General features: G+C 70.4%; 15 protein-coding genes. 6 read left to right on the forward strand and 9 right to left on the reverse strand.

Translation table 11 applies throughout. The features are described from left to right. Nucleotides 1-11 precede the first annotated feature (11 nt). Genes ABZ562_RS15560 through ABZ562_RS15570 form a run of 3 tightly spaced genes read right to left on the reverse strand, consistent with a single transcriptional unit; the run spans nucleotide 12 to nucleotide 3,284 of the window. On the reverse strand, nucleotides 12-1,352 hold the full coding sequence (locus ABZ562_RS15560) for an extracellular solute-binding protein (RefSeq protein ID WP_361478710.1): 1,341 nt from the start codon (nucleotides 1,350-1,352) through the stop codon (nucleotides 12-14). Nucleotides 1,353-1,405: 53 nt separating this feature from the next. Next, nucleotides 1,406-2,353, reverse strand: coding sequence for a carbohydrate ABC transporter permease (locus tag ABZ562_RS15565; protein ID WP_361478713.1), 948 nt, complete (start codon nucleotides 2,351-2,353; stop codon nucleotides 1,406-1,408). A gap of 4 nt (nucleotides 2,354-2,357) precedes the next feature. After that, on the reverse strand, nucleotides 2,358-3,284 hold the full coding sequence (locus ABZ562_RS15570) for a sugar ABC transporter permease (RefSeq protein ID WP_361478716.1): 927 nt from the start codon (nucleotides 3,282-3,284) through the stop codon (nucleotides 2,358-2,360). A 194-nt stretch (nucleotides 3,285-3,478) separates the two neighbouring features. On the opposite strand from ABZ562_RS15570, the gene ABZ562_RS15575 reads away from it, so the two are divergent. Then, nucleotides 3,479-4,573 (forward strand): LacI family DNA-binding transcriptional regulator, encoded by a 1,095-nt coding sequence (locus ABZ562_RS15575; protein WP_361478719.1) that lies wholly within the window; start codon nucleotides 3,479-3,481, stop codon nucleotides 4,571-4,573. Between the two features lie 99 nt (nucleotides 4,574-4,672). Here the strand turns inward: ABZ562_RS15575 and ABZ562_RS15580 are convergent, their stop codons facing one another. Together ABZ562_RS15580 and ABZ562_RS15585 are read right to left on the reverse strand one after the other, a co-directional pair. Further along, nucleotides 4,673-6,268, reverse strand: coding sequence for a cation acetate symporter (locus ABZ562_RS15580; RefSeq protein ID WP_361478722.1), 1,596 nt, complete (start codon nucleotides 6,266-6,268; stop codon nucleotides 4,673-4,675). Further along, nucleotides 6,265-6,660: a DUF485 domain-containing protein gene (locus ABZ562_RS15585; RefSeq protein ID WP_361478725.1), complete on the reverse strand. Its 396-nt coding sequence runs from the start codon at nucleotides 6,658-6,660 to the stop codon at nucleotides 6,265-6,267. The genes ABZ562_RS15580 and ABZ562_RS15585 overlap by 4 nt, the downstream gene beginning before the upstream one ends. 556 nt (nucleotides 6,661-7,216) lie before the next feature. Here ABZ562_RS15585 and ABZ562_RS15590 point away from each other — a divergent pair. The 5 genes from ABZ562_RS15590 to ABZ562_RS15610 all read left to right on the forward strand — a co-directional run bounded on the left by ABZ562_RS15590 (nucleotide 7,217) and on the right by ABZ562_RS15610 (nucleotide 12,912). Next, nucleotides 7,217-8,632, forward strand: a complete 1,416-nt coding sequence (locus ABZ562_RS15590) for an OFA family MFS transporter (protein WP_361478727.1) — start codon at nucleotides 7,217-7,219, stop codon at nucleotides 8,630-8,632. Continuing rightward, complete coding sequence (locus ABZ562_RS15595; protein WP_199830980.1) at nucleotides 8,632-8,775, forward strand: hypothetical protein; 144 nt, start codon at nucleotides 8,632-8,634, stop codon at nucleotides 8,773-8,775. Before ABZ562_RS15590 ends, ABZ562_RS15595 begins: the two co-directional genes overlap by 1 nt. A 228-nt stretch (nucleotides 8,776-9,003) precedes the next feature. Then, a complete protein-coding gene (locus tag ABZ562_RS15600; RefSeq protein ID WP_361478730.1) occupies nucleotides 9,004-11,811 on the forward strand; it encodes a nitrate- and nitrite sensing domain-containing protein in 2,808 nt (935 codons plus the stop codon). A 32-nt stretch (nucleotides 11,812-11,843) separates the two neighbouring features. Then, a complete protein-coding gene (locus tag ABZ562_RS15605; protein ID WP_361478733.1) occupies nucleotides 11,844-12,278 on the forward strand; it encodes a roadblock/LC7 domain-containing protein in 435 nt (144 codons plus the stop codon). A 16-nt stretch (nucleotides 12,279-12,294) separates the two neighbouring features. After that, nucleotides 12,295-12,912 carry a DUF742 domain-containing protein gene (locus ABZ562_RS15610; RefSeq protein WP_361478736.1) on the forward strand — a complete coding sequence of 206 codons (618 nt, stop codon included), beginning with the start codon at nucleotides 12,295-12,297 and terminating at the stop codon, nucleotides 12,910-12,912. Here the strand turns inward: ABZ562_RS15610 and ABZ562_RS15615 are convergent. The 4 genes from ABZ562_RS15615 to ABZ562_RS15630 all read right to left on the reverse strand — a co-directional run bounded on the left by ABZ562_RS15615 (nucleotide 12,909) and on the right by ABZ562_RS15630 (nucleotide 17,253). Further along, nucleotides 12,909-14,270, reverse strand: a complete 1,362-nt coding sequence (locus ABZ562_RS15615; protein WP_361478889.1) for a hypothetical protein — start codon at nucleotides 14,268-14,270, stop codon at nucleotides 12,909-12,911. The two genes, ABZ562_RS15610 and ABZ562_RS15615, sit on opposite strands and share 4 nt — an antisense overlap. A 62-nt stretch (nucleotides 14,271-14,332) precedes the next feature. Beyond that, nucleotides 14,333-15,718, reverse strand: a complete 1,386-nt coding sequence (locus tag ABZ562_RS15620; RefSeq protein ID WP_361478739.1) for an MFS transporter — start codon at nucleotides 15,716-15,718, stop codon at nucleotides 14,333-14,335. A 241-nt stretch (nucleotides 15,719-15,959) separates the two neighbouring features. Then, a complete protein-coding gene (locus ABZ562_RS15625) occupies nucleotides 15,960-16,781 on the reverse strand; it encodes a PaaX family transcriptional regulator C-terminal domain-containing protein (protein ID WP_361478742.1) in 822 nt (273 codons plus the stop codon). 31 nt (nucleotides 16,782-16,812) lie between these two features. Further along, nucleotides 16,813-17,253: a zinc-binding dehydrogenase gene (locus ABZ562_RS15630; RefSeq protein ID WP_361478745.1), complete on the reverse strand. Its 441-nt coding sequence runs from the start codon at nucleotides 17,251-17,253 to the stop codon at nucleotides 16,813-16,815. Nucleotides 17,254-17,371 lie beyond the last annotated feature (118 nt).

The following is a 17,371-nucleotide window of genomic DNA, read 5'->3' on the forward strand; positions in this document are numbered from 1 at the left end:
CGGGGGGCTGGTTACTTCTCGACGGTGAAACCCTGCTCTTCTCCGTACTTGACGGAGGCGTCCTGCCAGGCCTTCAGACCGGCGGCCAGCTTGGTCTTCGAGACGTAGGCCTTGCCGACGGTGTCGTTGAAGATGTTGTTGGCGTAGACCTGGTAGGGCAGGTACGACCAGCCGCGGCCGACGTTCGCGGCCGACTCGGCGAAGATCTTGTTGGCCTTCTGACCGCCGAAGTACGGGAACGCGGTGTCCTGGAACGCCTTGGACTCCAGGTCCGCGGTGGTCGCCGGGAAGGCGCCCTCCTTGATCCGGGTCTGCACGCCCTTTCCGGCGTTTGCGTACTCGGCGAAGGCGTAGGCGAGTTCCTTGTGCTTGCCGAGGGTGGGCAGAGCCAGGGAGCTGCCGCCGTTCTCCGCGGTGGTCTTCTCCCCCGCCTTCCACTGCGGCATCGGTGCCACGCGCCAGTCGCCGGAGGCTTCCTTCACGCCGGAGGCGAAGTTGGCGGGCATCCAGGCGCCGGCGGTCAGGGTGGCGATGGTGCCGTCGCCGAGGCCCTTGTACCAGTCGTCGGTCCAGCCGGTGATGGGCGCGACCAGCTTCTCGTCGAGCAGCTTCTGCCAAGTGTCGGTGTACTTCTTGGCGCCCGCGTCGGAGAAGTCGATCTTCACCTTGGTGCCGTCGACCTTGTACGGGCGGGAACCGGCCTGCCACAGCATGCTGGTGGCGGTGCCGCCCTCGCCCGTGTCGGCGGTGATGAACGCCTTGGGGTCGGCCTTGTGCAGGGCGCGGGCGGTCTTGACGTACTCGTCCCAGGTGGCCGGCACCGTGAGCTTGTACTTGTCGAAGACCTTCTTGTTGTAGAACAGCGCCATGGGCCCGGAGTCCATGGGCAGGGCGTAGACGTCCTTGCCGGACTTCACGGAGTGCCACGGGCCCGGGGAGTACTTGCCGGCGAGCTTGTCGGCGCCGTACGGGCCCAGCTTGTCGAGGGCCTTGGTCAGCGCGTACTCGCCGAGCGCGTAGTACTCGATCTGCGCGACGTCGGGGACGCCCTTCTTCGCGGCGATGGCGTTCTGCAGGGCCTTGTACTGGTCCTTGTTGGTGCCCGCGTTGACGAGGTTGACCTTGACCTTGGGGTGTTCCTTCTCGAAGTCCTTGGCGACCTTCGTGAGCGTGGGCTCCCAGGCCCACACCGTCAGGGTGCCGCCCTTCTTCAGGGCCGCGTCGATGTCCTTGGCGGACACCGGCTTGCTCTCGGCGGCGCTGTCGTCGGAGCCGCCGCAGGCGGTTGCCCCCAGGGTGAGGGCGGAGACCAGGGCTATGCCGCGCAGCAGGCGGCGGGTGTTCTTGCGCATGGGCGTGCTTTCCACTTCTTCGTGTGCGGTGCGGAGGGTGCGGGGCTGCGGGGCTACTCCTTGACGCTTCCGGCGGCGAGCCCGGACTGCCAGTACTTCTGGAGCAGGAGGAACGCGGAGATCAGCGGCACGATGGTGATCAGGGAGCCGGTGATGACGAGGTTGAACACGGCCTTGCCACCGGCGGTCGCGGCCTGCAGGTTCCAGCTGTTGAGGCCGACGGTCAGCGGATACCAGTCCGGGTCCTTCAGCATGATCAGCGGAAGGAAGTAGTTGTTCCAGGTGGCGACCATCGTGAACAGCAGGACGGTCACGATGCCGGGTGCGAGCAGCGGCAGGACGACCTGGAAGAAGGTACGCACCTCACTGGCGCCGTCGATGCGGGCGGCCTCCAGTAGTTCCTCCGGTACGGCCTCGGTGGCGAAGACCCACATCAGGTAGAGGCCGAACGGCGAGATGAGGGACGGGATGATCACCGCCCAGGGGGTGTCGGTCAGCCCCATCTTGCTGAACATCAGGAAGGTGGGCACGGCCAGCGCGGTGCCGGGCACCGCGACCGCGCCGATGACGACGGCGAACACGGCACGCTTGCCCGGGAAGGTGAACTTCGCCAGGGCGTAGCCGCCGAGCACCGCCAGCAGGGTGGCGCCGCCGGCGCCGACCGCCACGTACAGCAGGGTGTTCAGCAGCCAGCGGACGAAGACACCGTCGTTGTAGGTGAACGTCTCGCGGATGTTGTCCCACAGGGCGAAGTCGCCGCTGAACCACAGCCCGAACGACCGGGCCAGCCCCTCCTGGGTCTTGGTGGCGCTGATGACCAGCCAGGCGAGCGGCACCAGCGAGTACAGCAGGACCAGCCCGGTGAGGACGGTCAGCAGCACGCTGCGGCGCGGGCGGCGCTCCGCGGCGCGCTTCCGGGGCCCGCGCAGCCGGGGCGAGGAGCCCGGCGAGCCGGCCGGGGCGGGGGCGGGAGGGGAGACGGTGGTGGCGGGTGTGGACATCGCTTCACGCTCCCTTGCGCATGCCGCGCAGCTGGACGACATAGGCGATGACCATGGTGATGAGCCCCATGATGATGGCGACCGTCGCGGAGTAGTTGTGCTGCTGGCCCGAGAAGGACAGCGAGTACGTGTAGAAGTTCGGGGTGTAGTCGGTGGTGATGGAGTTCGGTGCCAGCTTCTGCAGGATGTTCGGCTCGTTGAACAGCTGGAACGTGCCGATGATCGAGAAGATGGTGGCGATGACCAGGGCGCCGCGGATCGCGGGGAGCTTGATGGCGGTGATGACGCGGATCTGCCCGGCGCCGTCGATCTCCGCGGCCTCGTACAGGGAGTGCGGGATGACGCGGAGCGCGGAGTAGAAGATCAGCATGTTGTAGCCGACGAACTCCCACGTGACGATGTTGCCGATGGACGTCAGCACCAGCTCGGGCGACAGCGGGTTCGGCAGCGACACCCCGAGGGCGTCGTTGATGTCGCTCACCAGGCCGAAGCGGGTGCCGTACATGAACCCCCACATGAGGGTGGCGACCACGGCGGGCACCGCGTACGGCAGGAAGATCGAGATCCGGAAGAAGTCCCGCCCGTAGAGCCGCCCGCTGTCCAGGGCCAGGGCCACGAGCAGGGCGATGCCCAGCATGATCGGCACCTGCACCAGCAGGAACAGCGACACCCGGGTCAGGGACGTCCAGAACCGGTCGTCCTGCAGGGCCTGCTGGTAGTTGTCCAGGCCCACGAAGGTGGTGCCGCCGATGAGCTGGTCACGGAAGAGGCTGAGGTAGACCGAGTAGGCGATGGGGGCCAGGAAGACGAAGGCGAAGACCACCACGAAGGGCCCGATGAACCCCCACCCCGTCCAGGAGCGGCGGTCCCGCTTCGCCGGAGGCCGGGCCGGGCGCCGTTTCACGGCGGCGGGGGGTTGCAGCGTCGTCATGTCGTTCCTCGCTCGTCCATCTCGGAGCCGGCGCCATGCGCCGTCGCGATGTTTGCGTAAACATTTCGGCGCTCAAGGGAACGTGGAGGTGTTATGTTTACGTAAACATCTGATGGCGGAATGTCTACACTGCCCCAATGACGGTGGTCAAGAGCCATCTGGCAAAACCGGGACGCGACGTGGCGAGGGAGAAAGTGGAAGCAGCGGAAACCCCCTCGGCGGACGGCCCCCCGGCGGGCGGCGGCACCCGGACACGGACCCCCGGGCGGGCGCAGCGCGCGTCGATGGCGGACGTGGCCCGGCTCGCCGGTGTCTCCGCGCAGACCGTCTCCCGGGTGTCCAACGGCTACCCCGGTGTCACCGAGGAGACGCGGCGGGAGGTGCTGGCCGCCATGAAGCAGCTCGGCTACCGGCCCAACAGCGCGGCGCGGGCGCTCAAGCGCGGCGAGTTCCGCACCATCGGCGTCATCACCTTCACCCTCTCCACCACGGGCAATGTGCGCACGCTCGAAGCGATCGCCACCTCCGCGGCGCACGAGGGCTACGCCGTCACCCTGCTCCCCGTCGCCGTCCCCACCCAGGACGAGGTGCGCGGCGCCTTCTCGCGGCTGGGCGAACTCGCCGTCGACGCCGTCATCGTCATCATGGAGGTCCACCTCCTCGACGCGGCGGCGCTCTCCCTGCCGCCCCACGTCCAGGTCGTCGTGGCCGACTCCGACGCCGGGGACCGCTATACGGTGGTCGACACCGACCAGGCGGGCGGCACCCGCGAGGCGGTGGACCATCTGCTCGGCCTCGGCCATCGGACCGTGTGGCATCTCGCCGGACCCGAGGGGTCCTTCGCGGGACAGCGCCGCGCCGACGCCTGGCGGACGGCGCTCACCGAGGCCGGGCGCGTCCCGCCGCCGCTCGTACGGGGCGACTGGTCGGCCGAGTCCGGCTACCGGGCCGGGCTGGCACTCGCCGCCGAGGAGGACTGCACGGCGGTGTTCGCCGCCAACGACCAGATGGCGCTCGGCCTGCTGCGGGCGCTGCACGAGAAGGGGCGGAGGGTGCCGGACGACGTCAGCGTCATCGGCTTCGACGACATCCCCGAGGCCGGGTCGTTCCTGCCCCCGCTGACCACCGTGCACCAGGACTTCGCCGAGGTCGGACGGCGCTGCGTCGAGGGCGTCCTGCGCCAGATGCGGCCGAGCGCCCCGCGCCGTGGCACCACGCTCGTCCCCACCCGGCTCGTGGTGCGCCACAGCACCGCGCCCCCGCCTCCGCGGTCAGCGCGCTCGCGGTAACCGCCCGGGCGGTAGCCGTCCTCGGGGCACAACGGGCGCGGCCGGTACGGGAGACGTCTGCTCCTCGTACCGGCCGCGGCGGCGACTCACGCCTGTCGGCTACACCTTGCTGCCGATTCCGGTCAGCGACCGCACTTCCATCTCCGCCTGCTTGGCGGGGTCCGCGGGCTCCTTGCTGAGGACCGTGCCGAGGAATCCGCAGAGGAAGGAGAGCGGGATCGACACGATGCCGGGGTTGCTGAGGGGGAACCAGTGGAAGTCGACGCCCTTGAAGATGGACGTCGAGGTGCCCGAGATGGCCGGGGAGAAGATGATGAGGATGAGCCCCGACCCCAGGCCGCCGTAGATGCTCCACAGCGTGCCCGTCGTGTTGAACCGCTTCCAGTACAGGGTGTAGAGGATGGTCGACAGGTTGGCGGACGCGGCGAGCGCCAGGGCCAGCGACACCAGGAAGGCGACGTTCTGGCCGTTGGTGACGATGCCGCCGACGATGGCCAGGACGCCGACCGCGATGGCCGTCAGCCGGGCGACCCGGATCTCGGACTGCGCGTCGGCCTTCCCCTCCTTCATGACGTTGGCGTACACGTCATGGGCGAACGAGGCCGACGCGGTCAGGGTCAGACCGGCCACCACCGCGAGGATCGTCGCGAAGGCCACCGCGGAGACGATGCCGAGGAGCACCGCGCCGCCGATCCTGAACGCGAGCAGCGGCGCCGCCGAGTTCTCCCCGCCGGGGGCCGCCAGGATCGCGTCCGGGCCGACCAGCGCGGTGGCGCCGTAGCCCACGACCAGGATGCCCAGGTAGAACAGGAACATCGTCCAGGAGCACCACACCACCGACCGGCGCGCCTGCTTGGCGTCCGGCACGGTGTAGAAGCGCATCAGCACGTGCGGCAGGCTGGAGATGCCGAGGACCAGCGCCAGGGACAGCGAGACGAAGTCGAGCTTGTCCATCGCTCCGTCGCCGTACCAGCCGCCCGGTTCGAGCAGGCTCTGCCCCAGCGGGCTGCGCGCGGCGGCCTGGTCGAGGAGCGCCGAGAAGCTGAAGCCGAACTTGCCGATGATGAACACGCTGATGAACGTCACGCACATCAGCAGCAGACCGGCCTTGATGATCTGCACCCAGGTGGTGCCCTTCATGCCGCCCACCAGGACGTAGAAGACCATCACGAGTCCGACGGCCGTGATGACGAGGGCCTGCCCGCCCTTGCTGTGCACGTTCAGCAGGAGGGCGATCAGTCCGCCGGCGCCGGCCATCTGGGCGAGCATGTAGAAGAACGTGATCACCAAGGTGGCGTTGGCCGCCGCCGCGCGCACCGGGCGCTGCTTCATCCGGTAGGCCATCACGTCGCCCACGGTGAACCGGCCGGTGTTGCGCAGCCGTTCGCCGACGAGCAGGAGGGCGACCAGCCAGGCGACGAGCCATCCCACGGAGTAGAGGAAGCCGTCGTAGCCGTGGACGGCGATGGCCCCGGAGATCCCGAGGAAGGACGCCGCCGAGAGGAAGTCGCCGGAGAGGGCGATGCCGTTCTGGACGCCGGTGAAGGCGCTTCCCGCGGCGTAGTAGTCGGAGGCCGTCTGGTTCCTGGTGGTGGCCTTGTAGACGATGAACAGCGTAATCAGGACGAAGACGACGAATACGCTGACGTTGATGACCGGGCTGCCGGTCGCCTCACCCGCGATCTGCAATGTCATTCCTTGTCGGCCCCCGCCAACTCGCGCACCTTGTCCACCTGCGGGTCGATTTTCCTGTCGGCGAAACTCCGGTACAGCAGGACGATCGTGATCGTCGACACGAACTGCAGCAGACCGAAGAGAGTCCCCATATTGACCGAGCCGAACACCTTACGGCTCATGAACCCATGACCATACGCCGAGAAGAGCGCGAAGGTCATGTACCAGCAGAAGAAGAGCGCACTCATGGGGAAGACGAACCGGCGCAGCCTCTTGCGCAGCCGGTCGAATTCCGGACTCTGCTGGATCGCGGCGAAGTCGGGCTCGCCGTTTTCATTGCCGCGGTCGGCGAACCCGTGTCCAGTGGCCCGCTCGGATGAAATGGGCGCGGGAGGCCGCACCGCTTTCGTCATGGCCCTCTCCCGGGAGTTTCGGGCAGGAGAATTCGTACGGATCTGCCTGCAGTGGATGGTGGGGAGGAGGAGCAACCCGCAGCCCCATGGCGGGGTCAGTGTAGTAAGGCGCCGGACGCAGTCAACGACCGGGGATCCCCTGGAGACCGGCCCGGTCCGGGATGTGCGGGGAGCGCCTGCTTCCGGATGACAGCACGCCACATATCGGGCTACGGGATGCTTGTGAACTCCTGTCAGAATTTCTCAGGATGTGCACTTTTCCCGATCCTTCCTCCTTTCGATCCGTCTGACCAGGTGTCATCCGATGAACGCGCACCGACACCACCGGACTTGCGGATTTTTCGTGAACAGAGGATGCACGCGATGTGTTGATGTTGGTGGATCGCCCCATGTATGCGAACGTGTGGGAGGCTGCTCCACTGCGGGGCCCATGACGATCTCCGGTCGTTGTTGCCGCTGATCAGGGTGCTCTACACTCACCACCGCCCGAGACGTTTGACGTCTCCAGAAATAGAGCCTGCGGCAATGGGTTCCCGAGGACGGAGGTAGGTAATCGGTGGGTTTTCTCGACCGCTCTCGCATTATCGCAGGGCCGGGGTGGAATCGATGGCTGATTCCTCCGGCGGCACTGGCGATTCACTTCTCCATCGGCCAGGCATACGCCTGGAGCGTCTTCAAGACGCCGCTGGAAAAAGCACTTGACATCTCGGGGACGGCCAGCGCGCTCCCCTTCCAGATCGCCATTCTCGTCCTCGGTCTCTCCGCCGCCTTCGGTGGCACGCTCGTGGAGCGCAAGGGGCCGCGGTGGGCGATGTTCGTGTCGCTCGTGACCTTCTCGTCGGGCTTCCTGATCGCCTCGCTGGGTGTGGCCACGAGCCAGTACTGGCTGGTCATCTTCGGATACGGCGTGGTCGGCGGAGTCGGCCTCGGCATCGGTTACATCTCGCCGGTGTCGACGCTGATGAAGTGGTTCCCGGACCGCCCGGGCATGGCCACCGGCACCGCCATCATGGGCTTCGGCGGCGGCGCGCTGATCGCCTCCCCCTGGTCGTCGCAGATGCTGTCCTCCTTCGGCAGCGACACCAGTGGCATCGCCCAGACCTTCCTGGTGCACGGCCTCGCCTACGCCGCGTTCATGACGCTGGGCGTGCTGCTCATCCGGGTACCGGCCGAGGGCTGGCGCCCGGCCGGCTGGGTCCCCCGCGAGGAGACCGGCAAGCAGCTCGTCACGACCGCGAACGTATCCGCGAAGAACGCGGTGAAGACCCCGCAGTTCTGGCTGCTGTGGATCGTGCTGTGCATGAACGTCACCGCGGGCATCGGGATCCTCCAGAAGGCCGCCCCGATGATCCAGGACTTCTTCCAGGACACCGACGCCCCGGTGAGCGCGACCGCCGCCGCCGGGTTCGTCGCCCTGCTGTCGCTGGCCAACATGACCGGCCGCTTCGTGTGGTCCTCGGTCTCCGACGCGATCGGCAGGAAGAACATCTACCGCCTCTACCTGGGCGCGGGTGCTCTGCTCTACCTGACCATCCTGCTCGGGAAGAACAGCAGCACCGTGCTGTTCGTGGTCGCGGCGATGGTGATCCTGTCGTTCTACGGCGGCGGGTTCGCGACCGTACCGGCCTATCTGAAGGACCTGTTCGGCACCTACGAGGTCGGCGCGATCCACGGCCGGCTGCTGACCGCCTGGTCGGTCGCCGGAGTCGCCGGGCCGATCATCGTGGACGCCGTCGCGGACTCGGGGAAGAAGTCCGGGGAATCCGGACCCGGCCTCTACGCCGTCTCCTTCTACCTCATGATCGCGCTTCTGGTCATCGGCTTCGTCGCGAACGAGCTGGTGCGCCCGGTGAACCCGAAGTTCCACGAGCCGGAGCCGGTGGCCGCGGGTGACCGGACCGCCCAGGAGCAGCAGGGCGAGCAGGGGGAAGAGGGCGGCACCGACCGCATCCCGGCCGAGAGGGGCAACTGATGGCTCACCAGGACGAACCTTCGCAGAGCGCGGCCGTGAAGTCCTCGCCCGTTCTGCTGGCCGTGGCGTGGCTGTGGGTGGCCATTCCCTTCGCGTACGGCCTCTATGAGCTCGCCATGACGAGCCGAAAGCTGTTCGAGTAGAGGTGGGCGAGCCGGCACATCACCAGTCCGGCCGTGGGCGTTTCCGCCGCCCCCGGCCAGGCCGGTGTGCCGCCGGTCGTTCGACTTCCTCTTCAGGAGAAATCCCAGGAGAAAGCGCATCGTGATACATCGCTGTGGCCAAGCCGTTCCGGGCGCGGAGCGCGTCTCGTGACCCCGGGAAGGCATGCGGCCGAGGTTGCACGCGGCCCGGGGCTGTGGGCCACCATCGTGCAATGGCGAAACTGGCGGCTGCCGGTGAAGCTGGGCGCCGTGCTGGTGGTGCCCGCGCTGCTGGCCGTCGCCCTGGGCGTCGTACAGATCCAACGCGAAGTCGAACGCGCGAACTCGTACGCGGACATGCAGCGGCTGGTCAAGCTGCGCTCCGGGCTGATGCCACTGCTGGGTAGCCTGCAGATGGAGCGGACCATGGCCGCCGAACAGCTGCGGGGTGCGGCGGACGGCGATTCCGCCATGCGGCGGCAGGCACAGTCCACCGACCGCGCCCGGACCGTCCTCGTGGGCAGCACGAAGCGGGCGCCCCAGCTCGACGGCGCCGCGCGCAACCGCTACCAGGACGCGGTCAAGGCCCTGGGCGGACTGACCGCCCTGCGCGGGCAGGTGACGTCCGGCGACATCAGCTCCTGGGACGCGGTGAACAAGTACCGCACCGTCATCAACAGCCTGCTCGACCTGGACCAGGCCCTGGGGAGCCGGTTCGGTGAACCCAAGCTGTCCGGCCCGGCGTCCGCGCTGTACGACCTCGAGGCGGTCCAGGAGGAGGTCCATCTCCAGCATGTGACCCTCCTGGAGGCGATGAAGCCCGGCCGGCCCATGGACACCGAGATCGTCCGGGCGCTGGAGGAGTCCGACATCCGCCTGAAGGACAAGCTCGGCGACTTCCGGGCCGTGGCCACCCCGGCGGAGCAGCAGCTCTACCAGCGCACGGTCACCGGCGACCTGGTGACCCGGCGCGCGAAAATGGTGCGTACCGCGCTGTCCCGGGCACAGGGCGCCGGCGCCCAGCAGGGTGCCACCGCGCCGCCGATCCCCGCTTCCCAGTGGAACCGCAGCTCGGAAACGACCGCGAAGCTCATCGGGAAGGTCGAGACGAACCTCGCCAAGAAGCTGCGCGTGAACTCCGCCCAGCTGCAGGACGACACCAGCAACCGGGCCGGCGCGTACTCCGTGGCCCTGCTCGCGGTGCTGCTGATCGCCCTCTCCATCGGCTTCGCCATCGGCCGGTATCTGCTGCGCTCGCTGACCCTCCTGCGCTCCACCGCGCTCGACGTGGCCGAGCACCGGCTCCCGGCCGCCGTCTCCAGCATCCGCGAGGGCGAGAAGGCGGACACCTCGGTCAGTGCCGTGCCGGTGCACACCACGGAGGAGTTCGGGCAGCTCGCCCGGGCCTTCGACGCGGTGCACGGACAGGCCGTGCGCCTGGCGTCGGAACAGGCCGCGCTGCGCGGCGACCTGAGGGACACCCTGGTCAACCTCTCCCGGCGCAGCCAGACCCTGGTGGACCGGCTGCTGCGCCTGATGGAACAGCTCGAACGGCACGAAGAGGACCCGGACCAGCTGGCGAACCTCTTCCAGATGGACCACCTGGCGACCCGGATGCGGCGCAACAACGAGAACCTGATGGTTCTCTGCGGCAGCACGCTCGTCCGCACCCACGGTCATCGCGTGCCGCTGGAGGACGTCCTGCGGGCCGCGGTGTCCGAGATCGAGCATTACCAGCGGGCCGAGGTGCAGCCCTCCGCCTCCGTGGCGGTGACCGGCTACGTCGCCGGTGACCTGGCGCGGATCATCGCCGAACTCCTCGACAACGCCACCGCTTTCTCCCCGCCCGAGACCCAGGTGTTCATCAGCACCACACCGCGCCGCGACGGCTCCGCCCTGATCGAGGTGCGCGACCAGGGCATCGGGATGAGCGGCGCCGAACTGGCCAAGGCGCACCGGCGCCTGGAGGCGACCTCCTCCGAGGAGGCCTCGTCCTCCCGCCAGATGGGGCTGTTCGTCGTCGGCCGTCTGGCCAACCGGCACGGCATCTCGGTGAACCTCAGCTCGGAGTGGGGCGCGGGCCTGCGGGCCGGTGTGCTCGTCCCGGCCAACCTGGTGCCGGCGAACCGGCCCGACGAGGCTCCCCGGGGGAACGCGCCCCGGCGCCCCGCGCCGACGCCGATCGCCGCCAAGGCGTTCGAACCGGCGCGGCCGCGGCAGGAGTCGGGCCCCGCCCCGGCGGCCCCCGCCGTGCGCGAGTCCCCCAACGGGACCCGCCCCGCGGCCGCCGCCGACTCCGGTACGCGGACCCCGGGCCGGGGCGCCGCCGAGCCGGGCCGCCCCGACTCCGCCGGGACCGGCGCGGACTCGCCGCTGCCGCGACGGCTGCCGCGGCGGAACCCCGCCGGGGCCGACGGGACGAACGGGCCCGGGGCGAGCGGCCCCGGGGCAAGCGGGATCGGCCGCCCGGGACCGGGCGCCAAGGGCGCGCCGGAGGAGTTCCGCGACGGAGCACCGGCGGACGCCCAGGACGCCCAGCAGGCCCGTACCTCCGGGCCCGGCCTGGTGCCGCCGCAGCGGTCCGGACCGGAGCAGCAGCGCGAATCCGGAGCGGACGCCCCGCGCGCGCCCCGCGCGTCGTGGTTCCAGCCGCCCGCCTCGGACGACGCGGCGCCGACGTCGGCGGCTCCCCGCTCCCCGTCGGCGAGTCCCCGGCCCCAGGGCTCCTCGCGCCTCTTCACCCCGCCCGGGCAGCAGACGGAGCCCCTGCCGGGCCCTGCCGCTCCCCGCGCCGGGGAGGACGCGCCGGACCGCCGCCCGGGCGGTGCCGCCGAGCCCTCGGACGCCCCGGAGGGCGCCGCCCGCACCCAGTCCGGGCTGCCGAAGCGGACTCCGCGTACGCCCCGGCCCGGTGAGCGTGCCGAGCCGCGCACGGCCCCCGGCAAGGCGAAGCCGGCCCAGGACGCGGGCCGTACGCACAGCTTCCTCAGCAACTACCAGTCAGGCATCCGTCGGGCCCGTCCCGACGAGCGATAAGATCCCATCGACGAACGGGCAGGAAAGAAGCCATGACCTCACCCCACCCGCGGGAGGTGAGCCAGTTCGGATGGCTGGTCACCAACTTCACCGAACGTGTTCCCAATGTGGCCCACGCCGTGGTGGTATCAGCCGACGGGATTTTGCTCACCGCCTCCAACCGGCTGGCGGACGACTATGCCGAACACCTCGCCACCATCGCCGCAGGTGCCATCAGCTTGATCCAGGGCGCCGCCCGGTGTCTGGACACCGGTGAGGTGAAGAGCACCGTGATCCAGATGGAGTACGGACATATGCTGCTGATGTCGATCAAGGACGGTTCGTGCCTGGTGACCCTGGCCGCGCCGGACTGCGAGATCGGTCAGGTGGCCTATGAGATGACCGTGCTCGTGGACCAGGTCGGCGAGATGCTGACCCCTGAACTCCGCGCGGAGCTGCAGGGAATCCAGCAGACGGCACCCCACTAGCCCGGATGAGGAGATCATGAGCACCGGTGAAGGCCCTTCCGGGCACACTCGGAGAAATCAGGGAGCGGAGGACGAACAGACCTTCGCCGACGTGCTCAACGCGTTCAGTTTCGGCAAGGCACGGCGGCCACGGAAGAGGTCCGGTTCCGACTCCGGTTCCGGGCCGGAGTCCGCGGACCCCCGCCGGCCGGAGGAGGCGCCGCCCCCCGCTTCCCCGGAGCCGTACGCGTACCCGCCCTCGCAGGACGAGCAGCACGCGGCGTGGGAGGGCGGACAGGAGCAGCAACAGCAGGGCTCGCCCTCGTTCGTGCGGGCCTACACGTGGACGGGCGGCCGCACCAGGTCCCAGCATCACTTCGAGCTGGAGACCCTGGTGACGACCACCGAACTGGGGCACCAGTCCGCCGCCTTCACGCACGCGGACCACGTTCCGGTGATCTCGCTGTGCCAGGAGCCGACGTCGGTGGCCGAGGTGTCGGCACGGCTCTCGGTGCCGCTGGGGGTGGCCAGGGTGCTGCTCGGCGACATGGCGGACCGCGGGCTGATAGCCGTCCACCAGACGGAGACCAGCGAGGGCGAGGCCCCGACCGTCGCGCTGATGGAGCGCGTGCTGACGGGGCTGCGCAGGCTTTAGCGTTCCTGGGCGCGGTGGCGCGGGCCGTCCCGGTGCGCCAGGTCGTAGGGGCGCGGGTAGGTGGTGGGCCGGTAGTCGGCGTAGCGTGGCTCGGCCGCCGGGTCCTCCGCCTTCGCCGCGGAGTTGAGCGCCTCCGGCGAGGTGTCCCAGTGGCCGGTGGCCAGGCGCCGCTCCAGCGTGTGCAGGGCGGCGAGTTGTTCACCGGTGGTGAAGGCGCAGTGGCCGGGCCCGTCGACGTACGCCTGGCGCAGCAGCCCCGCCGATCCGCCGGCGGTGGCGGCCCGGCGGTAGGCGCTCTCGGCCTGCACGGGGATCAGCCCGTCGCCGGTGGTGTGGATGTTCAGCTGCGGGTCGGTCAGCCTGCCGGTGAAGGCGCTGGTGTTCCGCGTCCAGGCCACGGCCCGCGGGTCGGCGGTGATGCGGGGAGCGCGGGCCAGGGCCCTGAGGTCGTCGCGCGGCGTCAGTCCGGCCTCCTTGTACAGCGCGGTGACCTCCTTGTACACCGAGGAGTGCCGCAGCATCGCCGCGTAGTCGACATCGGTGTTCCAGGACGGGTTGCCGCCCGCCCGGGATTCGGCCTCCTGTCGCCAGGAGAACGCGGCGGTCCGGAGCAGGCCGCCCACCGCCGCGTACTGGTTCGCCTGCTGTCCGGCCCAGTCGGCCGGGCCGGGCTTCGGCTGTGACGGGTCGTTGTGGCCGGGGATGTTGTGCAGGGCGGCGGCGAGCGCGATCCGGGCCCGGCCCTTCGGGGTCCGCTGGGCCGCCGTCACCTTGTCCGTGAGGGCGCTCGCGGCGCTCTTGGCGTCCGCCTGGTCGGTGAAGCCGGTGAGGCGGATGCCGGAGTCCGGCGCGAGGAGGGTCCTCAGCGCGAAGACGGGGTCGAGGGTGCTGTTCCAGTTGGCGACCCCGCCCTGGACGAGTCCGCACATCGACAGCGATCCGTCGATCCGGTCGGCGTGCCGTTCGGCGATGGCCGTGGTGACGAATCCGCCGTACGACTGGCCCCAGGCGAGGGTCCGCCGGGCCGCGCCGAACCGCTGCCCGAACAGGTCCAGCGTGGCCAGCTGGTCGGGCACCGCGTCCGTCACGGCCCAGCCGGTCGTGGCGTAGGAGGAACCGATCAGCGCGTAGCCCTGGTCCAGCAGCCGGGCGCGGGTCTGTGGACTCGGCGCGTTCTGGGCGGGGTTGGGGCTGCCCTGCGGGGCGTAGCCGTGGCTGAAGAGCAGTACGGTGCCGTTCCACCGCGCGGGCATGTCCATCATGTACGCGGCCCCGGACGCCAGGCGGCCTTCCAGGTGCTCGCCCTCGGCGCTCGCGGCCTGCGCGGGCAGGGCGGGCAGGGCGGTGGCGGCGAGCACGGCGGTCGCCGCGAGGGCGAGGGCACGGGCGCGGTTACGGGCGCGGGCGCGGGCACGGGGCTTCACGGGCGGGCTCCTTCGGCGGCGGGAACGTCGGCGGGAGGGGTGGCGGTGCGGGCGTCGAGCGTGTCGGTGTGGGTCTCGCGCAGCCGCCACACGGTGAGCGCGGTGATGGCCGCGCCGCCGCACAGCAGCAGCGAGACCGGAGTGCTGCCGCCTCCGTGGGCCGCCAGCAGACTGCTCGCGATCATCGGCGAGAGACCGGCCCCGACCAGGGTCGCGAGCTGGTAGCCGAGGGAGGCGCCGGTGTAGCGGACCCGGGTGCCGAACATCTCGCTGAGCAGGGCCCCGAGCGGCCCGTACATGGTGGACTGCGCCAGGCCGTGACCCAGTGCCAGGGCCAGGATCAGCAGCCCGGGCGATCCGGAGTCGACGAGCGCCAGGACGGGGAAGGCCAGCGCGGCGGACGCCACGGCCCCGGCGAGCACGACCGGGCGGCGGCCCACCCGGTCCGACAGCGCGGAGGCGGCGGGCAGCGCGGCGAGCGCCACGCAGGAGGCGACGGTCACGGCGGTGAGCACCTGCGGCCGGGTGTACCCGTGGTCGACGGCGTAGGAGATCATGAAGCTGGTCAGCAGCGCCTGCGCGGTGAACGCGCCGATGCCGACGCACCCGGCGAGCAGCAGCGGCCCGGGACGGCGCAGCACCTCGGCGAGCGGCGGCTTGTCCCGCGCGGGCTCGCCCGGCCCGTGCGTGCGGGCCTCGGTGAACAGCGGGCTCTCGGTCACCCTCAGCCGTACGAACAGCCCGACGGCGAGCAGCGCCACGCTCAGCAGGAACGGCACCCGCCAGCCCCAGGCCCGGAACTCGTCGTCCGGCAGCGTCGAGACGATCGTGACCACGCCCGCGGAGAGCATCGAGCCGAGCGGGGCGCCGAGTTGGGTGAAGCTCGACCACAGACCGCGGCGCCGCCGGGCGCCGCCGGTGCGCTCGGCGTGCTCGACGACCATGAGCATGGCGCCGCCCCACTCGCCGCCGATCGCGAGGCCCTGCACGACGCGCAGGGCGACCAGCAGCACCGGCGCCCAGACGCCGATCGCGTCGTAGGTCGGGAGGAGTCCGATGAGGAAGCTGCACGTGCCCATCAGGACCATGGTGAGCAGCAGCATCGACTTGCGGCCGAGCCGGTCGCCGAAGTGTCCGAAGACGATGCCGCCGAGCGGCCGCGCCAGGTATCCGGCGGCGAAGGTGCCGAAGGCGGCGATGGTGCCGACCGCGGGGTCGGCCCGGGGGAAGAACAGCTCGCCGAAGACGAGCGCAGCGACCGTGCCGTACACGAGGAAGTCGTAGAACTCGACCGCGGTGCCGAGCAGCCCTGACAGTGCGACGCGGCGCAGCTGGCGGTCGTCCGGGGGCGGCGGGGGAACGGGGGCGGGGGCTGGCTGCACGGGAGGCTCCCTGGTGCCGTCGGGGGTGGCATCGAGGTGGTGCCGTCGTCCCCGCGAAGGTAGGCAGATATTCGACCGCGGTCAATGTTCTGCACAACATTTGTGCCCGGAGGAGGACCCGGAGGAGGACCCGGAGGAGGACCCGGAGGAGGACAGCGCGACGGGCAGCCCGACGGGAGAGCGGGCAGGGCTCAGCGGCGTGTTCGCGGAGGGAAGGCAGACGGCCGGGGGGCCGCCCCGGCTATCGCACCGGCACCAGGTCGAGCAGGCGCTCGGCGGCCGCCCGCGCACCCGGCGCAAGGCGCTCGTGGACCGCGCGGAACGTCTTCTCGGCCTGCTCGGCGGGCCAGTCGTCGGGCAGGTGCTCGACCGGGAGCCGCGGGTCCTGCCGGATGATCCGCAGCCACTCGGTGGACAGCCGCAGCCGCGCCACCAGCGCTTCGTCATCCCCGGCGGACGTGTGCTCCTGGGGCTGCCAGCGTCGTACGAACTCCTCGTACCGCCCGGCCAGCGCGGGCAGGTCCCAGGTCTCCTCGATCATCGTGCCGATGTCCATGCCCGCGTCGGCGTGGGCGCGGAACACCTTCACATGCGCGGCCAGGCCCAGCTCGGCCAGGAGCGGGCCCACCTCGACCTCGCCCTGCGCGATCCACAGTCCGCTGAACAGCGGCCCGAAGCCGCTCCAGGTGAGCTGCGAGCGCAGGTCGTGGCGCTGGCGCTGCCAGGACTCGGGCAGCGAGAAGCCGAGGAGGGTCCAGGTGCCGTCCCAGTTCCGGTTGACCGCTCCGGTCTGCCAGATGCGGCTCTCGCCGTCCCTCAGCACGGCCTCCGAGCGCTCGGTGAGCCCGAAGTACATGCGCCGGCCCTCGCGCTGCCGCCGCAGCAGGCCACGCCCCACCATGCGGGTGAGCGTCGAGCGGGTCGCGTGCTCGCCGACACCGGCGCGGCCGAAGAGGTCGATGACGCTCCCCGAATACACGCACACGTCCCGGCCCATCACCCAGTCCCCCAGGAACGTGAGCATCAGCGACTGGGGCCGAGGGGCGGCATCAGCAGTGGTCACGCAGCCAACGGTACGCGCAGTCCCCCGGATGTCACTCCCGCTCCATCGCCGGCACCAGCTTGCCCGTGGTGCGGCCGCTCTCGATGCGGCGGTGGGCCTCGGCGGCCTCGCGCAGCGGCAGCACCTCGCCGACGTCCACGCGCAGTTCGCCGTCGAGTACGGCGCCGACGGCCTGCCGCAGCACACCGGACACGGCCTCGGGGCGCTCGCCGCTCAGCGCGCCGAGGTTGAAACCGAGGACGCCCTTGCCGCTGAACCACAGCTCGTTCGCGCTGAACGGGACGTCGTCCGCACCCGAGGCGTTGCCCATGGCGATCAGGCGCCCGCCCCGTGCCAGCGCGTCGAGGCTCGTCCGGCGGGCCGCACCGCCGACCGGGTCGATGGCCACGTCGGAGCCCCGCCCGTCGGTGAGGGCGCGGATCCGCCCCGCGGCCTCGATGCCCGGTACGTACGGCAGCCCGGGAGCGCGCACCGATCCGTCGAAAACTTTCGCTGGGCATGAGGGGCGACACACCGTTGACGCACCGGGTCCCCACTGGACACACTCCGGTGCAACCAGCTCAACAGAACCCACCAGACTCCCACAGGAT

Origin of the sequence: Streptomyces sp. NPDC019937 (assembly GCF_040631655.1) — a bacterium.
Taxonomy (GTDB): domain Bacteria; phylum Actinomycetota; class Actinomycetes; order Streptomycetales; family Streptomycetaceae; genus Streptomyces.

Coding starts and splice junctions, on each gene's coding strand:
- ABZ562_RS15595 (WP_199830980.1), top strand. CDS start 8,632: ATGGCTCACCAGGACGAACCTTCGCAGAGCGCGGCCGTGAAGTCCTCG.
- ABZ562_RS15570 (WP_361478716.1), bottom strand. CDS start 3,284: ATGACGACGCTGCAACCCCCCGCCGCCGTGAAACGGCGCCCGGCCCGG.
- ABZ562_RS15610 (WP_361478736.1), top strand. CDS start 12,295: ATGAGCACCGGTGAAGGCCCTTCCGGGCACACTCGGAGAAATCAGGGA.
- ABZ562_RS15560 (WP_361478710.1), bottom strand. CDS start 1,352: ATGCGCAAGAACACCCGCCGCCTGCTGCGCGGCATAGCCCTGGTCTCC.
- ABZ562_RS15605 (WP_361478733.1), top strand. CDS start 11,844: ATGACCTCACCCCACCCGCGGGAGGTGAGCCAGTTCGGATGGCTGGTC.
- ABZ562_RS15565 (WP_361478713.1), bottom strand. CDS start 2,353: ATGTCCACACCCGCCACCACCGTCTCCCCTCCCGCCCCCGCCCCGGCC.
- ABZ562_RS15585 (WP_361478725.1), bottom strand. CDS start 6,660: ATGACGAAAGCGGTGCGGCCTCCCGCGCCCATTTCATCCGAGCGGGCC.
- ABZ562_RS15580 (WP_361478722.1), bottom strand. CDS start 6,268: ATGACATTGCAGATCGCGGGTGAGGCGACCGGCAGCCCGGTCATCAAC.